Origin of the sequence: Rhodoferax sp. (genome assembly GCF_018063565.1) — a bacterium.
Classification (GTDB): Bacteria; Pseudomonadota; Gammaproteobacteria; order Burkholderiales; family Burkholderiaceae_C; genus Rhodoferax.
In genome coordinates this window covers 21,657-43,717 of sequence record NZ_JAGPBB010000020.1, presented here as the reverse complement: position 1 = coordinate 43,717, position 22,061 = coordinate 21,657, and the positions used below count along the sequence as shown (strand labels likewise).

General features: G+C 59.2%; 22 protein-coding genes. 11 read left to right on the top strand and 11 right to left on the bottom strand.

Annotated features, from left to right (window positions below; all coding sequences use genetic code 11):
• Positions 1 to 7 precede the first annotated feature (7 nt).
• Positions 8 to 481, top strand: a complete 474-nt coding sequence (locus KBF66_RS06910) for an NUDIX domain-containing protein (RefSeq protein ID WP_296654437.1) — start codon at positions 8 to 10, stop codon at positions 479 to 481.
• Between the two features lie 74 nt (positions 482 to 555).
• Here KBF66_RS06910 and KBF66_RS06905 read toward each other — a convergent pair whose 3' ends face one another.
• The 7 genes from KBF66_RS06905 to ftsY are packed head-to-tail and all read right to left on the bottom strand — an operon-like array spanning position 556 to position 7,126.
• Positions 556 to 756 carry a DNA gyrase inhibitor YacG gene (locus tag KBF66_RS06905; protein ID WP_296654436.1) on the bottom strand — a complete coding sequence of 67 codons (201 nt, stop codon included), beginning with the start codon at positions 754 to 756 and terminating at the stop codon, positions 556 to 558.
• Positions 753 to 1,508 carry a cell division protein ZapD gene (gene zapD, locus KBF66_RS06900; RefSeq protein WP_296654433.1) on the bottom strand — a complete coding sequence of 252 codons (756 nt, stop codon included), beginning with the start codon at positions 1,506 to 1,508 and terminating at the stop codon, positions 753 to 755. The genes KBF66_RS06905 and zapD overlap by 4 nt, the downstream gene beginning before the upstream one ends.
• The gene (gene coaE / locus KBF66_RS06895; RefSeq protein WP_296654431.1) at positions 1,505 to 2,149 is read right to left on the bottom strand and encodes a dephospho-CoA kinase; all 645 of its coding nucleotides are present in this window, start codon (positions 2,147 to 2,149) and stop codon (positions 1,505 to 1,507) included. The genes zapD and coaE overlap by 4 nt, the downstream gene beginning before the upstream one ends.
• A gap of 3 nt (positions 2,150 to 2,152) precedes the next feature.
• Complete coding sequence (locus KBF66_RS06890; RefSeq protein WP_296654428.1) at positions 2,153 to 2,995, bottom strand: A24 family peptidase; 843 nt, start codon at positions 2,993 to 2,995, stop codon at positions 2,153 to 2,155.
• On the bottom strand, positions 2,995 to 4,212 hold the full coding sequence (locus KBF66_RS06885; RefSeq protein WP_296654426.1) for a type II secretion system F family protein: 1,218 nt from the start codon (positions 4,210 to 4,212) through the stop codon (positions 2,995 to 2,997). The genes KBF66_RS06890 and KBF66_RS06885 overlap by 1 nt, the downstream gene beginning before the upstream one ends.
• A gap of 40 nt (positions 4,213 to 4,252) precedes the next feature.
• Complete coding sequence (gene pilB, locus KBF66_RS06880; RefSeq protein ID WP_296654424.1) at positions 4,253 to 5,983, bottom strand: type IV-A pilus assembly ATPase PilB; 1,731 nt, start codon at positions 5,981 to 5,983, stop codon at positions 4,253 to 4,255.
• A gap of 57 nt (positions 5,984 to 6,040) precedes the next feature.
• Entirely contained in the window at positions 6,041 to 7,126 is a 1,086-nt protein-coding gene (ftsY, locus tag KBF66_RS06875; RefSeq protein WP_296654422.1) for a signal recognition particle-docking protein FtsY, read from the bottom strand.
• Positions 7,127 to 7,436: 310 nt separating this feature from the next.
• Here ftsY and rsmD point away from each other — a divergent pair, with 310 nt between their 5' ends.
• The 5 genes from rsmD (at position 7,437) to KBF66_RS06850 (ending at position 11,337) form a co-directional block, all read left to right on the top strand.
• Positions 7,437 to 8,048, top strand: a complete 612-nt coding sequence (gene rsmD / locus KBF66_RS06870) for a 16S rRNA (guanine(966)-N(2))-methyltransferase RsmD (protein WP_296654419.1) — start codon at positions 7,437 to 7,439, stop codon at positions 8,046 to 8,048.
• A gap of 65 nt (positions 8,049 to 8,113) precedes the next feature.
• Positions 8,114 to 9,142, top strand: coding sequence for an ABC transporter substrate-binding protein (locus KBF66_RS06865; RefSeq protein WP_296654418.1), 1,029 nt, complete (start codon positions 8,114 to 8,116; stop codon positions 9,140 to 9,142).
• A gap of 88 nt (positions 9,143 to 9,230) precedes the next feature.
• Positions 9,231 to 10,055 (top strand): ABC transporter ATP-binding protein, encoded by an 825-nt coding sequence (locus KBF66_RS06860; protein ID WP_296654415.1) that lies wholly within the window; start codon positions 9,231 to 9,233, stop codon positions 10,053 to 10,055.
• Between the two features lie 11 nt (positions 10,056 to 10,066).
• Positions 10,067 to 10,837 (top strand): ABC transporter permease, encoded by a 771-nt coding sequence (locus tag KBF66_RS06855; RefSeq protein WP_296654412.1) that lies wholly within the window; start codon positions 10,067 to 10,069, stop codon positions 10,835 to 10,837.
• Positions 10,838 to 10,863: 26 nt separating this feature from the next.
• Positions 10,864 to 11,337, top strand: a complete 474-nt coding sequence (locus tag KBF66_RS06850; protein WP_296654409.1) for a nucleoside deaminase — start codon at positions 10,864 to 10,866, stop codon at positions 11,335 to 11,337.
• 36 nt (positions 11,338 to 11,373) lie between these two features.
• Here KBF66_RS06850 and KBF66_RS06845 read toward each other — a convergent pair whose 3' ends face one another.
• Together KBF66_RS06845 and KBF66_RS06840 are read right to left on the bottom strand one after the other, a co-directional pair.
• Entirely contained in the window at positions 11,374 to 13,701 is a 2,328-nt protein-coding gene (locus KBF66_RS06845; RefSeq protein ID WP_296654407.1) for an ATP-binding protein, read from the bottom strand.
• A 3-nt stretch (positions 13,702 to 13,704) separates the two neighbouring features.
• Positions 13,705 to 14,685, bottom strand: a complete 981-nt coding sequence (locus KBF66_RS06840) for a substrate-binding domain-containing protein (RefSeq protein ID WP_296654405.1) — start codon at positions 14,683 to 14,685, stop codon at positions 13,705 to 13,707.
• 72 nt (positions 14,686 to 14,757) lie between these two features.
• On the opposite strand from KBF66_RS06840, the gene KBF66_RS06835 reads away from it, so the two are divergent.
• Positions 14,758 to 15,057, top strand: coding sequence for a VF530 family protein (locus tag KBF66_RS06835; RefSeq protein ID WP_296654402.1), 300 nt, complete (start codon positions 14,758 to 14,760; stop codon positions 15,055 to 15,057).
• An 11-nt stretch (positions 15,058 to 15,068) separates the two neighbouring features.
• Here KBF66_RS06835 and KBF66_RS06830 read toward each other — a convergent pair whose 3' ends face one another.
• Both KBF66_RS06830 and KBF66_RS06825 read right to left on the bottom strand, forming a co-directional pair.
• On the bottom strand, positions 15,069 to 16,049 hold the full coding sequence (locus KBF66_RS06830) for a hypothetical protein (protein WP_296654399.1): 981 nt from the start codon (positions 16,047 to 16,049) through the stop codon (positions 15,069 to 15,071).
• A gap of 24 nt (positions 16,050 to 16,073) precedes the next feature.
• Positions 16,074 to 16,544, bottom strand: coding sequence for a L,D-transpeptidase (locus KBF66_RS06825; RefSeq protein ID WP_296654397.1), 471 nt, complete (start codon positions 16,542 to 16,544; stop codon positions 16,074 to 16,076).
• Between the two features lie 382 nt (positions 16,545 to 16,926).
• Here KBF66_RS06825 and KBF66_RS06820 point away from each other — a divergent pair, with 382 nt between their 5' ends.
• The 4 genes from KBF66_RS06820 to KBF66_RS06805 all read left to right on the top strand — a co-directional run bounded on the left by KBF66_RS06820 (position 16,927) and on the right by KBF66_RS06805 (position 22,044).
• Positions 16,927 to 17,754, top strand: coding sequence for a GGDEF domain-containing protein (locus KBF66_RS06820; protein ID WP_296654395.1), 828 nt, complete (start codon positions 16,927 to 16,929; stop codon positions 17,752 to 17,754).
• A gap of 562 nt (positions 17,755 to 18,316) precedes the next feature.
• A complete protein-coding gene (locus KBF66_RS06815) occupies positions 18,317 to 19,657 on the top strand; it encodes an anaerobic C4-dicarboxylate transporter (RefSeq protein ID WP_296654393.1) in 1,341 nt (446 codons plus the stop codon).
• A 249-nt stretch (positions 19,658 to 19,906) separates the two neighbouring features.
• Positions 19,907 to 20,554 (top strand): peptide-methionine (S)-S-oxide reductase MsrA, encoded by a 648-nt coding sequence (gene msrA / locus KBF66_RS06810; protein WP_296654390.1) that lies wholly within the window; start codon positions 19,907 to 19,909, stop codon positions 20,552 to 20,554.
• A 68-nt stretch (positions 20,555 to 20,622) separates the two neighbouring features.
• The gene (locus tag KBF66_RS06805) at positions 20,623 to 22,044 is read left to right on the top strand and encodes a coniferyl aldehyde dehydrogenase (protein WP_296654387.1); all 1,422 of its coding nucleotides are present in this window, start codon (positions 20,623 to 20,625) and stop codon (positions 22,042 to 22,044) included.
• Positions 22,045 to 22,061: the final 17 nt, after the last annotated feature.

The window sequence follows — 22,061 nt, the reverse complement described above, 5'->3', positions numbered from 1 at the left end:
CCTTCTCATGAACGCGCCTGCAACACCCCTGGTGGCGGATGCCCATGAAGCACGCCAGGGTGGACCGGACCGCCAGGTGGTTGATGTTGCCGTGGGCGTGCTGATTCAGCCCGATGGCGATTTCCTGCTCACCTCGCGCCCGGCGGGCAAGGTCTATGCGGGTTACTGGGAGTTTCCAGGAGGCAAACTGGAGCCAGGCGAAACTGTCGCCATGGCGCTGACGCGTGAACTGCACGAAGAACTGGGCATCGACATCGGCGCGGTGACACCCTGGCGTGAAGAGTTGGTGGATTACCCGCACGCGCTGGTCCGTTTGCATTTTTGCAAGGTCTTGGATTGGCGCGGTGAACTGCAAATGCGCGAGTCGCAAACTTTTTCCTGGCAACGTCTGCCGGTGTCAGTGCGTCCGGTACTGCCAGGCACGGTGCCGGTGTTGCAGTGGCTGGCGCAGGAGCGAGGGTTTTATTTGGCTACACATTAGGTAGCTATAAAAGCAATTACCCATTGGGCTGGAGGCATTTTTACTTACTTTACCCAGGTGCGTTGCCGGTGTTTTCAGTGGGTCGGCGGTTCTTCCGGTGTGTCTGCGGCAGCCAGCGCAAACCGTTCGCTTGCCCAGGCACCCAGATCCATCAGCTTGCATTTCTCACAGCAGAAGGGTCGAAACGGGTTGCTGCTGTAGGCGCTGTCTCCGCCACAGGTAGGGCATTCCACCCAGCGTGTTGCGATGTTTGTGGCGTCCAGCTGACCGGTCATGAGCAAAGCGCCAGTTCAAATGCCACATCGTCATTTACGGGCTGCGCCCGGTAGTCTTCGCCTTGGCGCATCAAGCGCACCGACACCATCAACCGGTTGCCGCTGATTTCAGGAATCAGCTGTTGCGACACCTCCAGCGCCAGACGCACCAGCAGGAAGGTACGACCCTGCGGCAGGTTTTGCTGGAATTGGCCACCGACGGCCATGACCTTTTGCGGCGTGCCTGAATCGCGCAACAACTTCAATAGCAAGTGCACGGCATCCCCTAACGGGCTCAGCGTGCCAATCCACAGGTTCAGGTCTGCCTGGCGGCTCACCCCGGTTTGGTGTTGCCAGGCGTAATACGATGGCAGGTCAAATTCACAGGTGCCGCCCGGAATACAGATACGGCTACGGATACTCATCAGCCACTCGTTTTCCGTCAGCGCCTGCCCGGCTTTGCCAGGGTGGTGGTTCAGGGCTTCAAAACACGCATCCAGTTCGCCAATCACCTGGTCCAGCACCGATTCGGCAATGGCCGGATTGCCGCGATAAGCGTCCAGCAGGTGCCGCTGTTTGTCCAGATCCTTCAGCAGGTCAGACTTCAGGTCGGCACGCGCAGCCACGTCCATGATTTCGAACAATGTGGCCAGGGCAAAGTGGTGGTCAAGGTCATCCATGCGCGCTGCCAGTTGATGCAGGCGCACAAACAGGTGTTCAAGCCGTAAATAGGTACGGATGCGTTCGTGCAGGGGGTATTCGTAAAGGATCACGCTGATGTGCCGGGTGCAGTTGGGTGTGGCAATGATAGCCCGAAGGCGGGTGCCAGCTGCCGCACCTGTTCATCCAGTATCTCCAGCGAGATACCGTCATTCAAAATCACATGGTCGGCGACGGCTAGGCGCTGTGCCCGGCTGGCCTGGGTTGCCATGATGGCCTCAACGGCAACACGGCTCAGCCCGCTGCGTGCCTGTACCCGACTGATTTGCGTCTCGGGGCTGCAGTCAATGACCAGAATTTTGTCAACCCGCTGTTGCCAGCTTTTTGACTCCACCAGCAAGGGCACATCAAACACCAGACACGGTGCACCAGCGGCTTCGGCCGTCCCGGCCTGACGCCAGATGTCTTGTTGCACCAGAGGGTGGATGATGGCTTCCAGGCGTTGTCTGGCAGCCGGTTCGGCGTAGACCCTGGTGCGCATCAGGTCGCGATCAAGCGCACCGCTCGGGCTGATGAACGCATCGCCAAAGCTGTGCCGAATCGGGTCGATGGCAGCACCGCCCGGTGCCGTGAGTGCGCGCGAGATGGCATCTGCATCCAGCACCACGGCACCCAGTTGTGCCAGTAGGGCCGCAACCGTGCTTTTGCCACTGCCAATACCGCCGGTCAACCCGAGCTTGAAGGCCCGCCCCATGACCTATAGCCCCATCGCTTGCAACAGTGCCTGTGGGCCCGTCACCATCACCGTCAAACCTGCGCCGGCGAGAAAGGGGCCAAAAGGCACATAGGAACCTTCGCGCAAACCGCTCGAGAACTTCATGCCGATACCCACCACCGCACCAATCACCGAGGCCATCAGAATGATCGGCACCAGCGCCGGCCAGCCAAACCAGGCACCCAGGGCGGCATACAGCTTGAAGTCGCCAAATCCCATCCCTTCCTTCCCGGTGACCAGTTTGAAACCCCAATAAACCAGCCACAACGACAGGTAACCACCGACGGCACCCCATACCGCATCGGCCAGTGACACACCACTCCAATGTGTCGCTGCAGCGATAAGACCCGCCCACAACAAAGGCAGTGTGATGTCATCAGGCAACAGGGTGGTGTCCCAGTCGATCAGCGCCAGCGTCAGCAGGGTGGCGGCAAAACCGCTCCATAACAAGGCCAGTGGCGTAGCGCCGAAGCGCCAACCACAGTAAAAAAACAGTGCCGCAGTGGCCAGTTCCACTGCCGCATAGCGCGGGCTGATTGGTGCCCGGCAGTAGCGGCACTTGCCACGCAGCAGCAAATAGCTGAGCACAGGAATATTGTCGAACCAGCTGAGCTGGTGCTGGCAGTGCTGGCAGCGCGAGCGGGGTGTCATCAGGTTAAAAACGGGTGAATCTGGCGCGGGCGTACCAGACAAATCTGCACATTCGGCACGCCACTGCGCCTGCATCATCACCGGCAAGCGGTAAATCACCACGTTCAGAAAGCTGCCAATCAACAGACCCAGCAAGCCCAGCAGGCTGGCATTCCACGGTGCAGCAAACTCCATCAGACCACCTGACCCAATTTGAAGATCGGCAGGTACATGGCCACCACGATGCCACCAATGACGCCACCGAGCACCACGATGATGATGGGCTCCATCAGGCTGGAAATACCCGCCACCATGTCGTCCACTTCCGACTCATAAAAGTCTGCCGACTTGCCCAGCATGTGGTCAATCGATCCCGACTCCTCGCCGATGGCACACATCTGCAGCACCATCGACGGAAACAGGTTCGCGTTGGTCATGGCCACGGTCAACGCGGTGCCGGTCGAAACCTCTTGCTGGATCTTGATCGTCGCAGACTCAAACACCCAGTTGCCGGCAGCGCCACCCACCGAGTCCAGTGCCTCGACCAGTGGTACACCGGCTGCAAACATGGTGGAAAGGGTACGCGTCCAGCGTGCGATGCTGGATTTTTCGACCAGTACGCCAAAGATGGGCATCTTGAGCATCAACTTGTCCATGAAAATCTGCACCTTCTGGTTGCGTCGCCAGGCCTGCATGAAAAAATAGAATCCACCGCCCAGGCCACCAAAAATCAGCCACCAGTAAGAGACAAAAAACTCGCTGACAGCAATCACCAGCAAAGTGGGTGCTGGCAGATCGGCACCGAAGCTGGTGAACACCTGTTTGAAGGACGGGACCACAAAAATCATGATCACCGCCGTGACCACAAAAGCCACAATCAGCACCGAGATCGGGTACATCAGGGCGGACTTGATTTTTGACTTCATGGCCTCGGTCTTTTCCATGTAGACCGCCAGCCGGTCCAGCAACTGGTCCAGAATACCGGCCGCCTCGCCAGCCTCCACCAGATTGCAATACAGGTTGTCAAAGTACAGAGGGTACTTGCGGAATGCGGCGCTCAGCGAGGTGCCGGTTTCCACATCGGTGCGGATGTCGTTGAGCAGTCGCGTCACACTTGGATTCGGGTTGCCGCGGCCAACGATGTCAAACGCCTGCAGCAAGGGCACACCGGCTTTCATCATGGTGGCCAGCTGGCGCGTGAAAATGGCCATGTCCTTGGGCTTGATCGCTTTGCCCGAACTCATGCGCCGTTTCTTGACCTTGGACGGTATGACGCCCTGGCGCCGCAACGCGGCCTGCACCTGGTTCTCACCCCCAGCGCGCATTTCACCGCGTACCTGTTTGCCGTTGCGGTCCTTGCCCTCCCACTCGAAAACAAACTCAGTGGGGTTTTTGGTTTTTTCAGTGGCCATAGTGAGTGACTGCTTTGGTTTGAATTGCTCGCCGTACCGATTATTCGTTGGTGACTGCCAGAACTTCTTCAATGGAGGTCAGCCCCATTTTCGCCTTTTGCAGCCCGGCCTCGCGCAGGGTTTTCACCCCTTCACGCCGGGCCTGATCGGCGATCTCCAGGGCGTTCCCGTCACGCAGGATGATGCGCTGAATTTCCTCGGTGATCGGCATCACCTGGTACAGACCGATCCGGCCCTTGTAGCCATTGTTGCACGCACTGCAACCGACCGGACGATACGGCTTCCAGCTGCCGTCCAGATCCTGCTGGCGAAATCCGGCCTCCAGCAGTGCCGGACGTTCGACGTCCGCCTCGCGCTTGCACAGCGGGCAGAGCCGTCGCGCCAGTCGTTGCGCCGTGATCAGTATCACGCTGGCGGCAATATTGAAGGGCGCAATGCCCATGTGGCGCAGACGGGTCAGGGTGGACGGCGCGTCATTGGTATGCAAGGTTGACAGCACCAGGTGGCCGGTTTGTGCCGCCTTGATGGCGATATCGGCCGTTTCCAGGTCCCGGATCTCGCCGACCATGATGATGTCTGGATCCTGGCGCAAAAAAGAGCGCAGGGCGGCGGCAAAGGTCAGACCGGCTTTCTCGTTGACATTGACCTGGTTGACGCCGGGCAGGTTGATCTCCGACGGATCCTCGGCGGTGGCAATGTTCACACCAGGCTGATTGAGCAGGTTCAGGCAGGTATAGAGCGACACCGTCTTGCCTGAACCTGTCGGCCCGGTCACCAGAATCATGCCGTAAGGGCGGCCGATGGCTTTGAGCAAATGCCCTTTCTCGACAGGATCGTAACCCAGCGCATCGATCCCCAGTCTGGCGCTGCTGGGGTCCAGTATGCGAATCACGATCTTCTCGCCAAACAGCGTTGGCAGGGTGCTGACCCGGAAATCAATCACCCGCTCGGGGCCGATTTTCAGCTTCATGCGGCCATCCTGCGGGATGCGCTTCTCGGAGATGTCCATCTTCGAGATCACCTTGATACGTGACGCCAGCTTGTCCTTGATGGCCACCGGTGGTGAGGCAATCTCACGCAGCTCGCCGTCGATGCGAAAACGTACCCGGTAAGTGTGTTCGTAGGGCTCAAAATGCAAATCGGACGCGCGCATACCGACCGCATCCACCAGCATCTTCTGCAGGAACCTGACCACCGGCGCATCGTCGACTTCAGACGCCGCCGCCACGTTTTCGGTGATCGGTTCGGTGCTCAGATCGTCGAATGCGAAGCCGTCACCCACGATACTTTCGATGGTTTCGGTTGCCGTCACCGTATTTTTGGATACCAGCTTTAGCAGTTTGTCGTACTCGGCAACCACCCAGTCCACACTCAGGCCGGTGGCAAACTTGATCTTCTCTGCTGCCTGCTGGTCAGACGGGTCAGCCGTGCCGACAATGATCCGGTTTTGCCGCTTGCCGAGCGCCAGCACGCGGTAGTCCTGACAGATTTTTTTGTCCAGCAGGTCCTTGGGCAGACGATCGGCATCGACCGCATCCAGGTCCAGCAGCGGCAAGGCAAATGCCCGTGCCAGCGTATGGGCCAGATCGCTGGCCGACACCGCGCCCGAGCCGGTCAACTCGGCCACAAAACTGGCGCGATTGGCCAGGGCCTTGCGGTAAATCCCCTGGGCAAAGTGCAGGTCCAGCTGGCCTGCCGCCACCAGTGCCCGCCCGACGCCGGGTAAAGCGTCAGTCGGTTCGTTCACAACAGGCGTGTCGTGGGTGGGCATAAGGTGCGAATGTACTACCTGAGTCGTGCCGTGCTGGATGCCGCCCGCATACCCTCTTCAGTTGAGCAGCGCCTGGGCAAACTCGCGCGCATTGAAGGTTTCCAGGTCTTCGAGCTTTTCGCCAACCCCGATGAAATATACCGGTATGGGCCGTTCGCGCGCGATCGCGGCCAGCACGCCACCCTTGGCGGTGCCGTCCAGTTTGGTCACAATCAGCCCCGTCAGACCCAGCGCATCGTCAAAGGCCTTGACCTGGGTGAGCGCGTTTTGCCCGGTGTTGCCGTCAATCACCAGCAGGATCTCGTGCGGGGGGGTGCCGCTGCCAGCATCGGCCAGCGGCCCGGTCTTCTGGATCACCCGCTTGATCTTCTTCAGCTCCTCCATCAGGTGTAACTGCGTGGGCAGACGCCCTGCGGTGTCCACCAGCACCACATCACGCCCGCGTGCTTTGCCCGCGCTGACCGCGTCAAACGCAACGGCCGCCGGGTCACCACCGTCCTGGCTGATGATGTCGACCGTGTTGCGGTCGGCCCAGACACCGAGCTGTTCGCGTGCAGCCGCCCGAAAGGTGTCCGCCGCCGCCAGCAGTACGCTGGCCCCCGAATCCGCCAGGTGACGGGTGAGTTTGCCAATCGAGGTGGTTTTGCCCGCGCCGTTGACACCCGCCACCATCACCACCGTGGGCGAAAACTGCCCCACTACCAGTGATTTTTGCAGGGGGGTGAGCATGTGGGTCAGGGCATCAATCAGCAAGCCCTTGACGGCGGTCGGCTTGGTGGCGCCACTGTCCTTGACGCGAAACTTCAGGTCAACCAATAGCGCAGTGGTGGCTTTGACGCCCGTATCGGCCTGCAGCAACGCCGCTTCCAGATCTTCGTACAGTGCATCGTCAATTTGTGCGCCGGTGAAGACTGTGGCAATGCTGGTTCCGGTTTTTTTCAATCCGGTCTTGAGCTTGTCCATCCAGGACCCTCGGACCGCTGGCACCACCTCCTGCCCTGACACCTTGTGGCCAGAGAGCGCTGCATGGGCTGGCATCACCGGGACTGGCGCAGACAAAGCGCCAGCCGCGGTATCAGGAACGACGGCCGGATCGGTGGGGGGTACCTCGGAGAGGAACTTTTTCTTGAAGAAACTGAACATTTTGCGTTTCGTGGTGGAGCTGCATTCTATGAAACAGCGCATCGCGCCAGAGCAAACCGGTCTTGCCAGTCAATGGTGGCCTGGTCCAGCGCTGCCGGGCTGGTGTGGGTGACGGGTGCGTGAGCGCCAGGGCAGCGCCACGCCGGCGTGTTAAAACCTGGTGGTGACCGTGCCAAGGCTGGCAAATGTATGCCAAAAATGATATGAAAAATATAGCTAATAACATAATTGGAATATGCGCTAATGGCATATTTATTGGGAATTTTGCAAATCAGACTGTCGCGGTCGAGTCCTACCTTCCATCCGGCACATGACAACTTCCAAGCATCGCTCACCGCTGCCGGTCCAGGCACACAAACCACAAAGCCACGCCGTGCGCATCATTGGCGGTCAGTTCAAGCGCAGCAAGTTGCCCGTGGCAAATAAGCCGGGTTTGCGGCCAACGCCGGACCGCGTGCGTGAAACCCTGTTCAACTGGCTGGGCCAGGACCTGAGCGGCTGGCGTTGTCTGGACGCGTTTGCCGGTACCGGAGCACTGGGTTTTGAAGCCGCTTCGCGGGGGGCTCGCGAGGTGTGTCTGGTAGAACTGGATCGCACTCTGGTTGCCCAGTTGCAGCGCAATCAGGCCCAGCTCAAGGCGCAGGCGGTGAGCATTCAGCATACCGATGGACTTGGCGCACTGCGCCAGCAGGCGCCCCACAGTCTGGACCTGGTGTTGCTGGACCCGCCCTTTGACTCTGACTTGTTTGCACCGGCGCTTGAGGCCGCAGTGCCCGCACTGCAGTCTGCCGGCCTGATCTACCTGGAGGCGCCGTTGCGCTGGAGTGATGAACGGCTGGCAACCCTGGGGCTGCGTTTGCACCGGTATCTGAAGGCGGGTGCGGTCCACGCCCATTTGTTGTGTCGGGAGCCCGCGAAATAGTTTCAGGCATTGTTTTTGCTTTGGGGTAACTTGTGTCCAATTTCCTCATTTGCAAAGCCATTACCATGAACAAACGTCATCTGCTCAAGACATCGGTCGCTGCCATCGCCCTTACGCTGATGGGAGCCGTCCAGGCACAAACCACACCCATCAAGTTCCAGCTTGACTGGCGTTTTGAGGGACCCAGTGCGCTGTTCTTGACCCCTGTGGCCAAAGGCTATTTCAAGGATGCCAAACTCGATGTGACGGTGGACGCCGGCAATGGTTCGGGTGGCACGGTGACGCGCGTGGCCTCGGGGGCTTACGACATGGGTTTTGCCGATCTGGCCGCGCTGATGGAGTTTCACGCCAATAACCCCGATGCACCCAACAAGCCGGTGGCGGTGATGATGGTCTACAACGACACACCGGCCTCGGTGATGGCGCTGAAGAAGTCCGGCATCAAGACGCCGGCCGATCTGAATGGCAAGAAACTCGGTGCGCCGGTGTTTGATGCTGGTCGTCGGGCGTTTCCGATCTTCTCCAAAGCCAACAACATCAGCGGTGTGAACTGGACCGCGATGGACCCGCCGCTGCGCGAGACCATGCTGGTGCGCGGTGATGTCGACGCGATCACCGGCTTTACCTTCACCTCACTGCTCAATCTCGAGGCGCGGGGTATCAAAGCGGCCGATGTGGTGGTGTTGCCGTACCCCAGTTATGGCGTCAAGCTCTACGGCAATGTGATCATCGCCAGCCCGAAGATGATCAAGGACAACCCGGCGGCCGTGAAGGCCTTTCTGGCGGCTTTCGCCAAAGGCGCCAAACTGGTGATTGCCGATCCGGCAGCGGCCATTGCGGATGTCAAAGCACGCGACGGCATTGTCAATGTTGAGCTTGAAACCCGTCGCCTGAAACTGGCCATCGACACCGTCATCAACAGTGCCAATGCCCGCAGCGAGGGTTTTGGTCAGGTGAATGGTCCACGCCTGTCGCTGATGGCCAGCCAGGTGTCTGACGCTTTCAACACCAAGAACCGGGTCGACGCCGACGCCGTGTGGAATGGCGCTTTCCTGCCCTCCAAGGCCGAGCTGGACGTATTGCCCAAGAAATGAGCGCAACAGGAAGTCGGCAAAAGCTCAATCTTTGATAGCTGATAAAGCTCTATTCATATGCGCTGGAGCCTGTTTTTATGGACAAATGATGCACGACGACACGCCCTGGTTTGTTGATTTTCGCGACGTATGGCTGGCCTATAACGAAGAGTTGCTGGTTGCCAATCAGTTTGCCGTGGAGGCCATCGACCTGAAGGTGCGCCAGGGCGAGTTCATTGCCATCGTCGGGCCGTCGGGCTGCGGCAAGTCCACCTTCATGAAGCTCACCACCGGGCTGAAGATGCCCTCCATGGGCAAGATTCTGATCGACCAGCAGCCGGTCACCGGTCCCCTCAAAATATCCGGCATGGCGTTTCAGGCACCGAGCCTGCTGCCGTGGCGCACCACCGTCGACAACGTGTTGTTACCGCTGGAAATTGTGGAGCCCTACCGCAGCAACTTCAAAACCCATCGCCGTCAGTACGAAGAGCGTGCCCGCAAGCTGCTGCAAAAGGTGGGGCTGGGTGGTTACGAGGACAAGTTCCCCTGGCAACTGTCGGGTGGCATGCAGCAGCGCGCGAGTATTTGCCGCGCCCTGATCCACGAACCCAAGATGCTGTTGTTGGACGAACCCTTTGGCGCACTCGACGCCTTCACCCGCGAAGAGCTGTGGTGCATTCTGCGTGACCTGTGGACCGAGCAGAAATTCAACGTCATTCTGGTCACACACGACCTGCGTGAAAGCGTTTTCCTGGCCGACACGGTGTACGTGATGAGCAAGAGCCCCGGTCGTTTTGTGGTGCGCCGTGAGATTGACCTGCCACGCCCGCGGGACCTGGAGATCACTTACACGCCCGCATTCACCAATATCGTGCACGAACTGCGCGGCCACATTGGCGCCATGCGCCAGGCCGGTGCAGTGATCAACCAGTAAGGGTTTGCGTCATGCTGAAACGAAATCAGGTCATCCTGTGGTCACCGTGGTTGCTGCTGATCGCCATCATTGCCATCTGGCAGATCCTGTGTTCGGCGTTTGAGGTGTCAGAGTTCATTTTCCCCAGCCCGTGGCGCATCTGGACGCAGTTCTGGGAGTTTCGTGACAACATTGCCGGCCACGCGTGGCGCACCTTCTGGGTGACGATGGTGGGTTTTGCGCTGGCGATTGTGGTCGGCGTGCTGCTGGGTTTTGTCATCGGCAGCTCGCGCCTGGCCTACGCGGCGGTGTACCCGGTGATGACGGCGTTTAACGCCTTGCCCAAGGCGGCGTTTGTGCCTATTCTGGTGGTGTGGTTTGGCATTGGCGTGGGTCCGGCCATTCTGACGGCGTTTCTCATCAGTTTTTTCCCAATCATGGTGAACATTGCCACGGGATTGGCAACCTTGGAGCCTGAGCTGGAAGACGTATTGCGGGTGCTGGGTGCCAAGCGCTGGGACGTTTTGGTCAAGGTGGGTCTGCCACGCTCCATGCCGTATTTTTACGGCTCGCTCAAAGTCGCCATCACGCTGGCGTTTGTCGGCACCACGGTCAGCGAAATGACAGCGGCCAACGAGGGCATCGGCTACCTGTTGATTTCCGCCGGCTCATCGATGCAAATGGGGTTGGCGTTTGCCGGCCTGGTGGTGGTGGGCGCGATGGCGATGGGTATGTATGAGCTGTTTTCTGCCATCGAGAAACACACCACGGCCTGGGCGCACCGTGGTTCGAACAACCATTGACCTCCCTGTCAAAGGACACTCATGCCATGAATACCGAGCAATGCCTGCGCCACCTGCGTCGTGCCAATGACGTTGCCCTGCGTGCAGCGAGCCTTGGAAGGCACCCGTTTGGTGCATTGTTGGTCGCCCCCGACGGTGAAACCGTACTGGCCGAGCAGGGCAACATTGATACCGTGCACCATGCCGAGGCCACTCTCGCACGCACGGTGTCGCTCAATTACAGCCGCGACTATCTCTGGGAATGCACCTTGGTGACCAGCTTCGAGCCCTGTGCCATGTGTGCGGGTACCCTGTATTGGGCCAACATCGGCCACCTGGTCTATGGCGCGGCAGAAGAGCAGTTGCTGGCCCTTACCGGAAATGCAGCCGATAACCCGACCCTCAATCTTCCGTGCCGGGAGCTGTTTGCCAGGGGTCAGAAAGCCATCAGGGTCAGCGGGCCGTTTGCCGAGTTGGGCGAAGAGCTGATGGCACCGCACCTGAACTTCTGGCAACGCTGAAGTTCGGCAAGGGCGTTGATCTGCCGTGGGGCTGGTTCAGGCCGGGGTGACCCACGGGCTCAACGCTGCGCGCAATGCTTCCATCGCCACCGGTTTGGTCAGAAAGGCGTCCATCCCAACGGCAAAACAATGTTGCCGGTCTTCCTCGAATGCATCCGCAGTGAGTGCAATGATGGGTGTACGTGGCCGGTCATGTCGCTCTTCCCATTGGCGGATATGCTCGGTCGCCGCGTAGCCATCCAACACCGGCATCTGGATGTCCATCAGGATGACATCCGGAATCTCCCCGCTGGTGAGCACATCAACGGCCTGTTGGCCGTCAGTCACCAGCTGCACATCGAGACCCAGCTGTTTCAGCAGTGCTTCGATCACCATACCATTGACCAGGTTGTCCTCGGCCACCAGCACCCGTCCACCAACGGGTCGGTCGACCGGCGACGCGGTCGCCACCCGATGGGCGGCAGGTGGTGTTTGCGCCAGGCACTCGGAAGAGCAGGTGACCCGGATGCGAAACCAGAAGCGCGAGCCTTGCCCTGAAGCGCTGCTGACACCCACGTCACCGTGCATCAGATGTGCAAGGCTTCGCACAATGGACAGGCCCAGGCCCGAGCCACCAAAGCGTCGCGTTGTGGAACTGTCGGCTTGGGAAAAGGGCTGAAACAGCAGCGCCTGCTGGTCGGGGGCAATGCCGAGCCCTGTGTCGGTCACGGAAAACTCAAGATCTGCCTGCTCGGCGTCGCGGCGTAGTTCTCGGCCCTCGATGCGTACCGAACCGGTCTCGGTGAACTTGATGCCATTCCCGGTCAGGTTGGAGAGCATCTGGCGCAGCCGGTGGGCATCGAGCAGGTAGTGTTGCCCCACCGGCCCGTGCCATTGTTGTTCCAGCCGCAACTGTTTGGCATTGGCTTGATTGGCGAACAGAGCCTGAACATCGCTCAACAGTTGCACCGGATCGGTCAGTACCGCCTCAAGATGGATTTTGTCCGCTTCGATCTTGGAGATGTCCAGGATGTCGTTCAACAGGGTCAACAGCGTCTGACCCGACGACAGGATGGTGTTGACATAGTGCTCCCGTTCTTTGGTCGTCAGGTTTGGCGCGAGCAGCATTTGCGCCATACCCAGAATGCCGTTCATCGGGGTGCGAATTTCGTGTGACATGGTGGCCAGAAAGCGGCTTTTTGCCACGTTGGCCGACTCTGCGGCGGTTTTGGCCAGGCGCAGTTCCTCGGCAGCGGCTGCCTGTGTTTGCAGCGCACTGAGGTGGTTGTTGTAGCCGTGAATCAGACGGGCGATCTCGTCGGGTGCCGCGCCAGTGGGCAATGGCAGATGTTGTGCCTGTGGGGCGAAGGCGATTTGCCGGAAGCCCTGTGATACGGCGCCGATCGGGCGTACGACTGTGCGGGCAAAGTACCATGCCAGCGCCAATGTGCATATCAGCGCCAGTGCCACCAGTCCGGTGGTGAGCAGCGCCAGCTGGTTGACCTTTTCAGTGAGTGTGCGTCTTGGAGACAGCACCACCAGCTGGCTTTGTCGCTGGTTGATGGAGGAGACCCGCATGAGCATGTCTTCGCCACCAAGCACCAACTGGCGAACCGGAGGCTGTGCGCCAATCAATTGCAGCATGGCAGGCAACATCGGCCGACCCACCCGTTGATCTTCCGAATGCAGCGCAATGCGACCATGGTGGTCGAGCTCGAGCAGCTGTGTGCCATCGGGCAGCGGTGCCGCATCCAGAAAACCGCGCATGATGTCGTTGTTGAGGCTGATGACCAGTACCCCCACGACATCAGATTGCCCGGTTTCAGGCGAAAAATGCAGGATGGTGCGCAGGACGTTGACGACTTTGGCGTGTTTGGAACGCGTATTGAGATTGTCACCCACCCCACGCCACAGCACCGGCGCGCGTGTCTGACTGGCTTCATGTAGTAACTGCGCGACCAGCGCCGGGTCAACATCGCTGACATCCAGCGATTCACCCACCTGAAAGCGGGCACCGCTGCGCGCAAAGACGTTGATCGACACCAGGCCCTTGACGCGCACATAGTTGTTCAGGGCATATCCCATCTGTGCCTTGGTTTCAAGAGAATCAAAGCTATTGGCGGTCTGCGTACTCGCATGATGCAAGGTCGCACCAATGCTGGTGTTGCCCGCGATGTTGGCCGCCAGGTCTTCGATCTGTTCCTGGTATAGCTTCAGGTACGACGCCAGACTTGCCAGCAAGCGGGCGTTTTCCAACTCGGCCTGCTCAATGATGACGCGCTTGGAATACTCAAAGGCCGAGACTCCCAACAGGATCAGGGGCAGTACCCCAGCCACCAGCAAGAATGCCAGCAGCTTTGCCGTGATGTCAGAACGCCACTTCACGACTCAGGGGGCATTGGCCGCCGTAATCAGTTGTGTCTCAATCGTTGTCACCGCAGGGACCGCCTCGCCCCGCGTCAAACGCAAGGCCAGAGCCACGCCCTGGTAACCTTGTTCTGCCGCTTGCTGGTCAACCGTGGCCGCCATACGACCGGCCTTGATCTCAGTGATCGCCTCGCTCAGCGCGTCATACCCGGCCACCTTGACATCGCGACGCCGGGCTTCAGCGAGGTACTTGATGGCACCAATGGCCATCACATCGTTTGACGCAAAAAGCAGTTTGACCTCAGGGTTCCTGGCAAAAATCTGCTTGGTGACCGTGTAGGCCTCGTCGATTTTCCAGTTGGCCGTTTCGGAGGCGACCACCTTGATGACCTTGTTCTCCTGCAAACCGCGCAGCGCACCCTGGGCACGCTGCCGGGCATTGTCAGCGCTGCGAATGCCCTCCAGTATGGCTGCCTGCGTGGGCTTGGTGATTTCTCTGGCCAAAAACTGCCCGGCTTTAAAGGCACCCGCATCATTGTCAACGCTGATAAAAGGCACCGGTGCCAAACCTGCCTGCGCGACCGTCTTGGCATCGAGTCGGTTGTCAATGTTGATGATCCTGATGCCGGCATCAGCCGCTTTCTTTAGCGCTGGGACCAGACGCTGCGAGTCACCCGGGGCGATCACAATGGCGTTGACCCGGGCCGAAATCAGGTCTTCAACCAGCTGGATTTGCTGCTCGATCGAGGTTTCCTGTGCTGCCGTCTTGACGGTCAGGGTGATGCCCAGCTCTTTTTCAGCACGGCGGGCACCCTTTTCCATTTCGACAAAGAACGGATTGGTGAGCGTTTTCATCACCAGACCGATCGCAGTCTGTGGCAATGGCGCGGATGCCGCCGCTGCAGGCACCGTCGCGGTCTTGACGCTGGGTCCGCTGGCTTCGCCACAAGCCATCAAACCCAAACCCATCAACAGGGTGGGAATCCAACGAAAGAGTCGCATGATGATGTCCTCTGCTACTTCTATGATCAACTATAGCCCAAACGTTGCCCATTCTGACTTGAGTCTGACCCAATGCCCGATTTGCCTTCTGCGTCGATGCCCTCCGCAACCCAAGCGCGCAACCCTCTGCACGGGGTGACCCTGGAGCGCCTTGTCACGTGTCTGTACGAACATTACGGCTGGCCAGGCTTGGCGCAGCGCATTCCAATACGCTGTTTTGCCTTGGACCCCAGCGTCAAGTCGAGTCTGAAGTTCTTGCGCAAGACACCCTGGGCGCGAGAAAAGGTGGAAAGTCTATACCTCTATATGCTGCGGGAGAAGCGTCGCAACCAAAATCCGGGTGAACCCACAAACGCTGTACCAGAGTCGTAACTGCCCTGCGACTATGGCAGTATCGGTGCTGCACAGGGTCCGTAGGCTTGGGTGGTGGATGTGCGACGACCGCGTTCGGAACAGACTTGCCGCTGTGCATTCGCGTGGCGTTTATCAATGGGCAAGTCGGCAGCCTGGCTGGCAATCGCAATGTCCACTTCTTCGCTGAAATTCTGATGCCCGTCGAAACATGCCAGGGACTGAGCGCCCGGCAACCAACGTGGGGGCGTGTCATCGTCAAAAAGGCAAAGCGTCAGCTGTGCGCGCTCCATGTCAGAACGCTTCACTGCATCCCGGCTTTGGCTGAAAAGAATGGCCATGTCGCCTCCAAGACCCAGACCAGAACGATGCCGTTGTTGTGCCCAAATGGTCGCTTTCGGCTGAAATTCAGGGGCTTTGATGTCTTGCCCTGTATAGACCATCCACTGTTCATCACCTCGCGCCAGACCCGGACGAACTGCACCCGGAAGAAACGCGTCTGCCGCTGGTGCCATTTGCCAGGCCAACACCAACACCCCCAACCCCGGGCAAAGCCACAACAGCCAGCGAACCGGGTCACGCCCCCCGGGCGCATCCACCGTACGCCCAACACTCATCAGCAATGCCAATCCCGCGTCGGTCAACACAAACAAGGCCAAGGGGTTTTCCTGCCACAGCGTGCCAGACCATGCACCACCACTGCGGACCGCAATTAATGCTTCATCAAGCCTGAGCAAGCCCAGACCGCTGGCGAGTGCCAGACCCCAGGCTGCCGCGCGCAGGCGCCCCGACGTTTTTGCAGACACGGTTGGCAGTTGCCAAAGGCCGATCGTGCAGAGCACAAACGAGGGCACATGCAACACACCGGCAGCAACCGGTATCGGCAACAGGTAGTCCAGTGCAACCGACCCACTGCCCCAGATCGCGTGCCAGCCCATTGCATGTGCCAGCACAGCCGGGATTGGCCAGCCCAGTAACATCCAGAGCAACAGGTGCCATGTCGGCAACTTCATGGTGGATACCGCGACGGCTGTTCTCTAATACGAGCGAATCTGCTGTCTGCCCGCCACAAACTCGATCCAGCTCACCAGCAACCACGCGTGATGCCCTTTGCCGAGTGCATTTGCCACAGCCGTTGTGACCCGCAGCAAATCCTGATTTTGAACGCGGATACATCCGAGTGTGCTCTCCCAACCCTGTCGTGGTGCGAGCGGTTGTGGCAAGTCGGACCCACCGCCGTGAATCCCGATGTCTTTGCGGCCAAACTTCACGCAATCGTGCGAGATAAACGGCTTGAGTGGTACGAACCACAGACCCAGTGCGGGGGCTTTTTCGTCGCGTGGCGAAATCGGCTGGGGTTGCTCAAGTTCGTAGAGCCCTGGCGGCGTGTTGCCGTTGACCCCGAAGTCCATGCGTGAGCCGATGCCCTTGGCAGTGACCCACCACTGCATCATGCCGTTACCGTGGAAACATTTGAGTTTCTGCTGGTCTGCATGAAAGTGGAACATCGTGTCTTCCGGCCTGATCGGATCTGTTCGTGCATCTTCTTTCCTGATCGCCATGCCTGCTCCTGGTTGGTGAATGGATCTCCACTGGCCGATGTCGCCCTGCGCCAGTCAACATTTCAGTGAGATGGTAGCCACTTTCGTTCACTGCTGTCCCACTCTGCGCCTGCCAGAAGGTGCCCCTGGTCACGTTGCGGGCCACCAACTCCCCCCAATTGTGTTTGGCACATGACTTGACTTGCCGCCTGACACTGGCCGAATCGATCTGCGTTGTCTGGCAGGCAAACGGTTCAATATTCCAGTCGTTTGGATGAAAAAGACCGCTGGCAAGGATTGACACGGCACGGTTACAGTTTGGCATTGCCACATATCCCTGTCCTGCGCCATGAATCTCCTGCTGCTGGTCACCATTGTCTGTTCGATCGCCGCGCAGTTGGCTGCTGCGGCCATCGCGCTTTCGCGGCTGCGCGAAACCGGGCGCTTCTGGCTGGCGTGGATCAGCGTGTCGCTGGCACTGCTGCTGATGATTCTGCGCCGCGCCACCGAGATCTGGCAATGGCTGCATCACGGCAACGTGAATGCCATCAACTCGCTGATGGGCTTGTTGATCTCGCTGCTGATGCTGTATGGCATGGTGGGATTGCGCCGCTTGTTCGACCACTTGCGCGCACAAGAGGCCGAGATGGCGCGTCAGGCTCACACCGACTTTCTGACCGGATTGCACAACCGGCGCGATTTCTTCGAGATCGGCGAGCGCGAGCTGGTGCGCACACGGCGTCACGGCAGCGAATTGGCGGTGTTGATGCTTGACATTGACTTTTTCAAGGCCGTGAACGACCGCCACGGGCATCAGGCCGGTGACCAGGTGCTGCAGGGCTTGTGCCGCATCTGCCAGCAAAACATTCGCTCGATCGACCTCGCCGGGCGTCTGGGCGGCGAGGAATTCGCCATTCTGCTGCCCGACACCGGTTCGGTGCGTGCCTTGGAGGTGGCGGAGCGGCTGCGTGCGGCAGTCGCCGTGCAGACCTTGCCAGTGGCCGCAGGCGTGCCCATTGCCATCACCGTCTCGATCGGGGTGGCGGCGCTGGGTGCGCACCACGATGACCTGACGTCGCTGTTGCACAGCGCTGACACCGCGCTATATGCAGCCAAGAGTGCCGGGCGCAACCGGGTCCACCTGGCTGACAATGCTGCGCCGCTACCAAAAAGCTAATTGTTTTGTAGCGCTTATCGCATACCGGATAAGCGCTATTGGCCAAAACTTCCTACAACCTGGCTGCCCGAAACGGCCTCTTTTCGTTGCTTCATCCCCAGCAGTAGTTGTGCAGTGCGCGCCATGGAGTGCTGGCGCGGGAGTCTGGGTGGATGCAATTGGGACTTGCAGTTGCACCTCGGTAAAGGCGCCTGACATGGACTGGGTGTGGCGCAGTTCCATCCAACCGTCGCGGCACGCGAATCTAGTGCCGTGCATCAGGGTGCTCAGTGCATGGTTGCTGACGTCGGCCAACCCGGCCACAGACCAGCCTTTTTCGCAGGCCATTGTGAATCAAGACGTACAGAGGGTTGAGTTTCATCGACGCTCAATGATGTGGGTCAGAGGCGCAGATTCGGCGACGCCGGGTCACCGCAACGCGGTGCACCACAGCCGCGAACTGCTTTGTATATCACCAAGGACCAATGTAAAGGGACATTGACTCAGATCAGATGTTGCTCGAATAGATTAGGGTTAACCCTAGGTATCAAAAATACAATGGCCGCCTCGAAAGGAACTCGGTATGGATATCTTCCTGCAGTTGGCAATTATTCTGGTCTGCCTGTTTTACGGCGCTCGCAAGGGCGGAGTCGCCCTAGGTTTACTGGGCGGTGCCGGTCTGGTGCTGATGGTGTTCACGTTTGGCCTCAAACCCGGCAAACCACCGGTTGACGTGATGTTGACCATCATCGCAGTGGTGGCAGCATCGGCCACCTTGCAGGCGTCTGGCGGCCTGGAAGTGATGCTCAAGGGGGCTGAAAAGTTGTTGCGGCGCAACCCGCGTTACGTGTCGATCCTGGCGCCGTTTGTCACTTGTACCCTGACCATCTTGTGTGGCACCGGGCATGTGGTGTACACCATGTTGCCCATCATCTACGATATCGCCATCAAGAACAACATCCGGCCAGAGCGACCCATGGCGGCTGCCTCGATTTCAGCGCAAATGGGCATTCTTGCCAGCCCGGTGTCGGTGGCCGTGGTCTCATTGGTGGCATTTTTGGCCAAGGTTCCTGAGGGCACACCGGTGATCGACTTCGTGCAGGTGCTGTCGGTCACGGTGCCATCCACCTTGGCCGGTGTGTTGATGATCGGAATTTTTAGCTGGTTCCGGGGCAAAGACCTGGATAAGGACCCCGAGTTCCAACGGCGTATTGCCGACCCCGAGCAGCGCAGGCTGATTTATGGTGACAGCACGTCGTTGATGGGCAAAACGCTCACGGCTGGTCAATGGACTGCCATGTGGATTTTCCTGGGCGCAATTGCACTGGTTTCCATGTTGGGTGCCTTCCCTGGAATGCGCCCGGTGTTTGATGGCAAGCCGATGTCGATGGTGCTGGCCATCCAGATGTTTATGCTGTTGGCGGGCACCTTGATCATTCTGTTTACCCCCACCGACGCTTCGCAGATTGGCAAGACCGAGGTGTTTCGCGCCGGCATGATTGCCGTGGTGGCGGTGTTTGGTGTGGCCTGGATGGCCGACACCGTATTCGAATCACATCTTCCAACCCTCAAGGCGGCATTGACGGACCTGGTCAAGTCGCAGCCGTGGACCTATGCACTGGTTTTGTTGCTGGTCTCCAAGCTGGTGAATTCACAGGCCGCCGCCATCAGCGCCATGGTGCCGGTGGGTTTGGCCATCGGCGTGCCACCGGGGTATGTGGTGGCGTATGCAGCAGCGGCATACGGTTATTACATTCTGCCCACTTACCCCAGTGACCTGGCCGCCATCCAGTTCGACCGCTCCGGCACCACCCGTATTGGCAAGTATGTGATCAACCACAGTTTCATCCTGCCGGGTTTGATCGGCGTTGGCACTTCGTGTGTGGCAGGTTACTTGCTGGCTGCAGCTTTCGGATTGATCTGACATCGGCGCACACCTCTGCCGGCGCGCGCGGCTTGTTTTGACTTGCGGCGTTGTGCCGGCAAGAATCCCGGCAGCGCTCGCCAAGCCAGCCCCGCCAGCATCAGCGGCGTGGTAGTGACAGAGTGTGTGAAACGACGGCTCAGCGGCCTCGGTCGCCAAAATGCCCCCGTGGGCAACGGTCTTTGCCGGTGCTTTTTATGATGCGGCATGACGCCAAAAAATCTTCCTGTCCGGACCAGAAAATCTCGCTTGACGCTTTGGCTCGCTTTGGCGTTTGTGCTGCTGCTCATTGGCTGGTGGGAACTGGCCGCGCAACGGGCACCGCATCCACTGCCGATACCCCAGGCCGAGGCGGCCGCCGCAGACGGCCATGAAATAGCAATTCTGGCAGGCGGTTGCTTTTGGTGTGTTGAGGCCGATTTCGACAAGTTGCCGGGCGTGATTTCGACCACTTCCGGTTACACCGGCGGCAAGACGGCCAACCCCACCTATGAAGAGGTGTCAAGCCACGTCACGGGCCATGCCGAAGCGGTCAAAATAGTGTTCGATCCGGCCAGGCTGAGTTACCGCCAACTGGTGGACCACTTTTGGCGCACCATCGACCCGACCATGCGTGATCGACAGTTTTGCGACCACGGCACACCGTACCGCACGGCCATCTTTGCCATCAACGCGACGCAGATGGCCCAAGCGCTGGCGTCACGCACCGCGGTTGAGCAATCGAAACCTTTCAAAGAGCCTATCCTCACCCCGGTCGAAACCGCCGGAGATTTTTACGCGGCTGAGGCTTATCACCAGGATTACCACCTGAAGAACCCGGTGCGTTACAGCTATTACCGTAGCAGTTGCGGCCGTGATGCCCGTCTGCTGCAGCTGTGGGGCGCGCAGCCCCGTTAGAGCGTCACGTTCAATCACCTGCGTACCGGTCGCAGCAAGGATGTTTCAGGTCTACACTGAAAAACGCCATGAATACCATCACGCTCTCCTCCAATCCTGCCCTGTCAGAGGCATTGACCTTGCAACGCCAGACCTATCTGGCCGATCCGGTGCCCGACTATGCCCAGCGGCGAGCCGACTTGTTGAAGCTCAAGCGGTTTATCCTTGACCACCAGGAGGCGCTGTGCGACGCCATCAGTGCCGACTACGGCCACCGCTCGCGCCACGAGACGCTGCTGGCCGAGGTGTACCCGGCCGTGAGCGGCATTGACCACATCCTGAGTCATTTGCGCCGCTGGATGCGTCCGCAGCGCCGCTCGGTTGACTGGCGCAGTTTTTTTGGCGCCAGCAACCGCGTCGTGGCGCAACCGCTGGGTGTGGTCGGCGTTATCGTGCCGTGGAACTTTCCGCTCAACCTGAGCCTGGTGCCCTTGAGCTACATCTTTGCCGCTGGTAACCGCGCCATGGTCAAGATGAGTGAGAACTCGCGGCATCTGGCAGCGTACCTGATAACCCACATGCCGGCTTACTTCCCACCCGAGAAGCTACGGTTTTTTGACGAGACCGGTGGTGTGGGGGTGGAGTTTTCAAAACTCAAATTTGACCACCTGTTGTTCACCGGATCGGGCCAGACGGGCAAAGCGGTTATGGCAGCCGCAGCGCAAAATCTGTGTCCGGTCACGCTGGAGTTGGGCGGCAAAGCGCCGGCCATCGTCTGCGACGACTTTCCGCTCAAGACGGCGGTGGAGCGAATTCTCTTCGTCAAACTGCTCAACGCCGGGCAGATTTGCACCACCGTTGACCATGCCTGGCTGCCCGTGGGCAAGGTGGACACCTTTGTTGACATGGCACGCAGCCTGGCGGTAACGCGCTACCCCAGCCTGAGCTCCCTGGACTACACCTCGATCATTGATCAGCGCTCTTTTGAACGCTTGCTGGCCGCCCTGGAAGATGCCCGCAGCCGCGGTGCACGCGTGTTGAGCCTGCTGGACGGCCCTGCCTTTGACGCCGCAACGCGCAAGATCGCCCCGCATATCGTGCTCGACGCACCACCCGACAGTGTGATGATGCAGCGCGAGATTTTTGGTCCGATCCTGCCGCTGCGCACCTACAGTGAACTGGATGAGGTCATTTCATGTATCAATTCAGGGCCACGCCCTTTGGCGGTGTACCCTTTCAGCTATCAAAACGATAAAGTTCAGTACATCATTGACCATGTGATGAGCGGTGGTGTGTCGGTCAATGATGCGCTGTTCCATGTCGGGCAGCACGACTTGCCATTTGGTGGGGTGGGCGACTCGGGCATGGGTCACTACCATGGGCATGAGGGTTTTGAGACCTTTTCCAAGATGCGTCCGGTGTTCTACCAGACGCGCCTGAGCTCCATGCGATTTTTATGGCCACCCTACGGCAAGTTTGCCGAGGGCGTCCTGAAGTTCCTGATTCGATAGTGTTGGCACGGGTTGTG

Excerpts from the sequence above, each read along its gene's own strand:
- KBF66_RS06910 (WP_296654437.1), top strand. The coding sequence starts at position 8 with ATGAACGCGCCTGCAACACCCCTGGTGGCGGATGCCCATGAAGCACGC.
- KBF66_RS06820 (WP_296654395.1), top strand. The coding sequence starts at position 16,927 with ATGAATCTCCTGCTGCTGGTCACCATTGTCTGTTCGATCGCCGCGCAG.
- KBF66_RS06905 (WP_296654436.1), bottom strand. The coding sequence starts at position 756 with ATGACCGGTCAGCTGGACGCCACAAACATCGCAACACGCTGGGTGGAA.
- KBF66_RS06825 (WP_296654397.1), bottom strand. The coding sequence starts at position 16,544 with ATGTTCCACTTTCATGCAGACCAGCAGAAACTCAAATGTTTCCACGGT.
- coaE (WP_296654431.1), bottom strand. The coding sequence starts at position 2,149 with ATGGGGCGGGCCTTCAAGCTCGGGTTGACCGGCGGTATTGGCAGTGGC.
- rsmD (WP_296654419.1), top strand. The coding sequence starts at position 7,437 with ATGACAACTTCCAAGCATCGCTCACCGCTGCCGGTCCAGGCACACAAA.
- pilB (WP_296654424.1), bottom strand. The coding sequence starts at position 5,983 with ATGCCCACCCACGACACGCCTGTTGTGAACGAACCGACTGACGCTTTA.
- KBF66_RS06835 (WP_296654402.1), top strand. The coding sequence starts at position 14,758 with ATGCCCGATTTGCCTTCTGCGTCGATGCCCTCCGCAACCCAAGCGCGC.
- ftsY (WP_296654422.1), bottom strand. The coding sequence starts at position 7,126 with ATGTTCAGTTTCTTCAAGAAAAAGTTCCTCTCCGAGGTACCCCCCACC.
- KBF66_RS06855 (WP_296654412.1), top strand. The coding sequence starts at position 10,067 with ATGCTGAAACGAAATCAGGTCATCCTGTGGTCACCGTGGTTGCTGCTG.
- KBF66_RS06830 (WP_296654399.1), bottom strand. The coding sequence starts at position 16,049 with ATGAAGTTGCCGACATGGCACCTGTTGCTCTGGATGTTACTGGGCTGG.
- KBF66_RS06840 (WP_296654405.1), bottom strand. The coding sequence starts at position 14,685 with ATGCGACTCTTTCGTTGGATTCCCACCCTGTTGATGGGTTTGGGTTTG.
- KBF66_RS06815 (WP_296654393.1), top strand. The coding sequence starts at position 18,317 with ATGGATATCTTCCTGCAGTTGGCAATTATTCTGGTCTGCCTGTTTTAC.
- KBF66_RS06865 (WP_296654418.1), top strand. The coding sequence starts at position 8,114 with ATGAACAAACGTCATCTGCTCAAGACATCGGTCGCTGCCATCGCCCTT.
- KBF66_RS06860 (WP_296654415.1), top strand. The coding sequence starts at position 9,231 with ATGCACGACGACACGCCCTGGTTTGTTGATTTTCGCGACGTATGGCTG.
- KBF66_RS06890 (WP_296654428.1), bottom strand. The coding sequence starts at position 2,995 with ATGGAGTTTGCTGCACCGTGGAATGCCAGCCTGCTGGGCTTGCTGGGT.
- KBF66_RS06885 (WP_296654426.1), bottom strand. The coding sequence starts at position 4,212 with ATGGCCACTGAAAAAACCAAAAACCCCACTGAGTTTGTTTTCGAGTGG.
- KBF66_RS06850 (WP_296654409.1), top strand. The coding sequence starts at position 10,864 with ATGAATACCGAGCAATGCCTGCGCCACCTGCGTCGTGCCAATGACGTT.
- KBF66_RS06805 (WP_296654387.1), top strand. The coding sequence starts at position 20,623 with ATGAATACCATCACGCTCTCCTCCAATCCTGCCCTGTCAGAGGCATTG.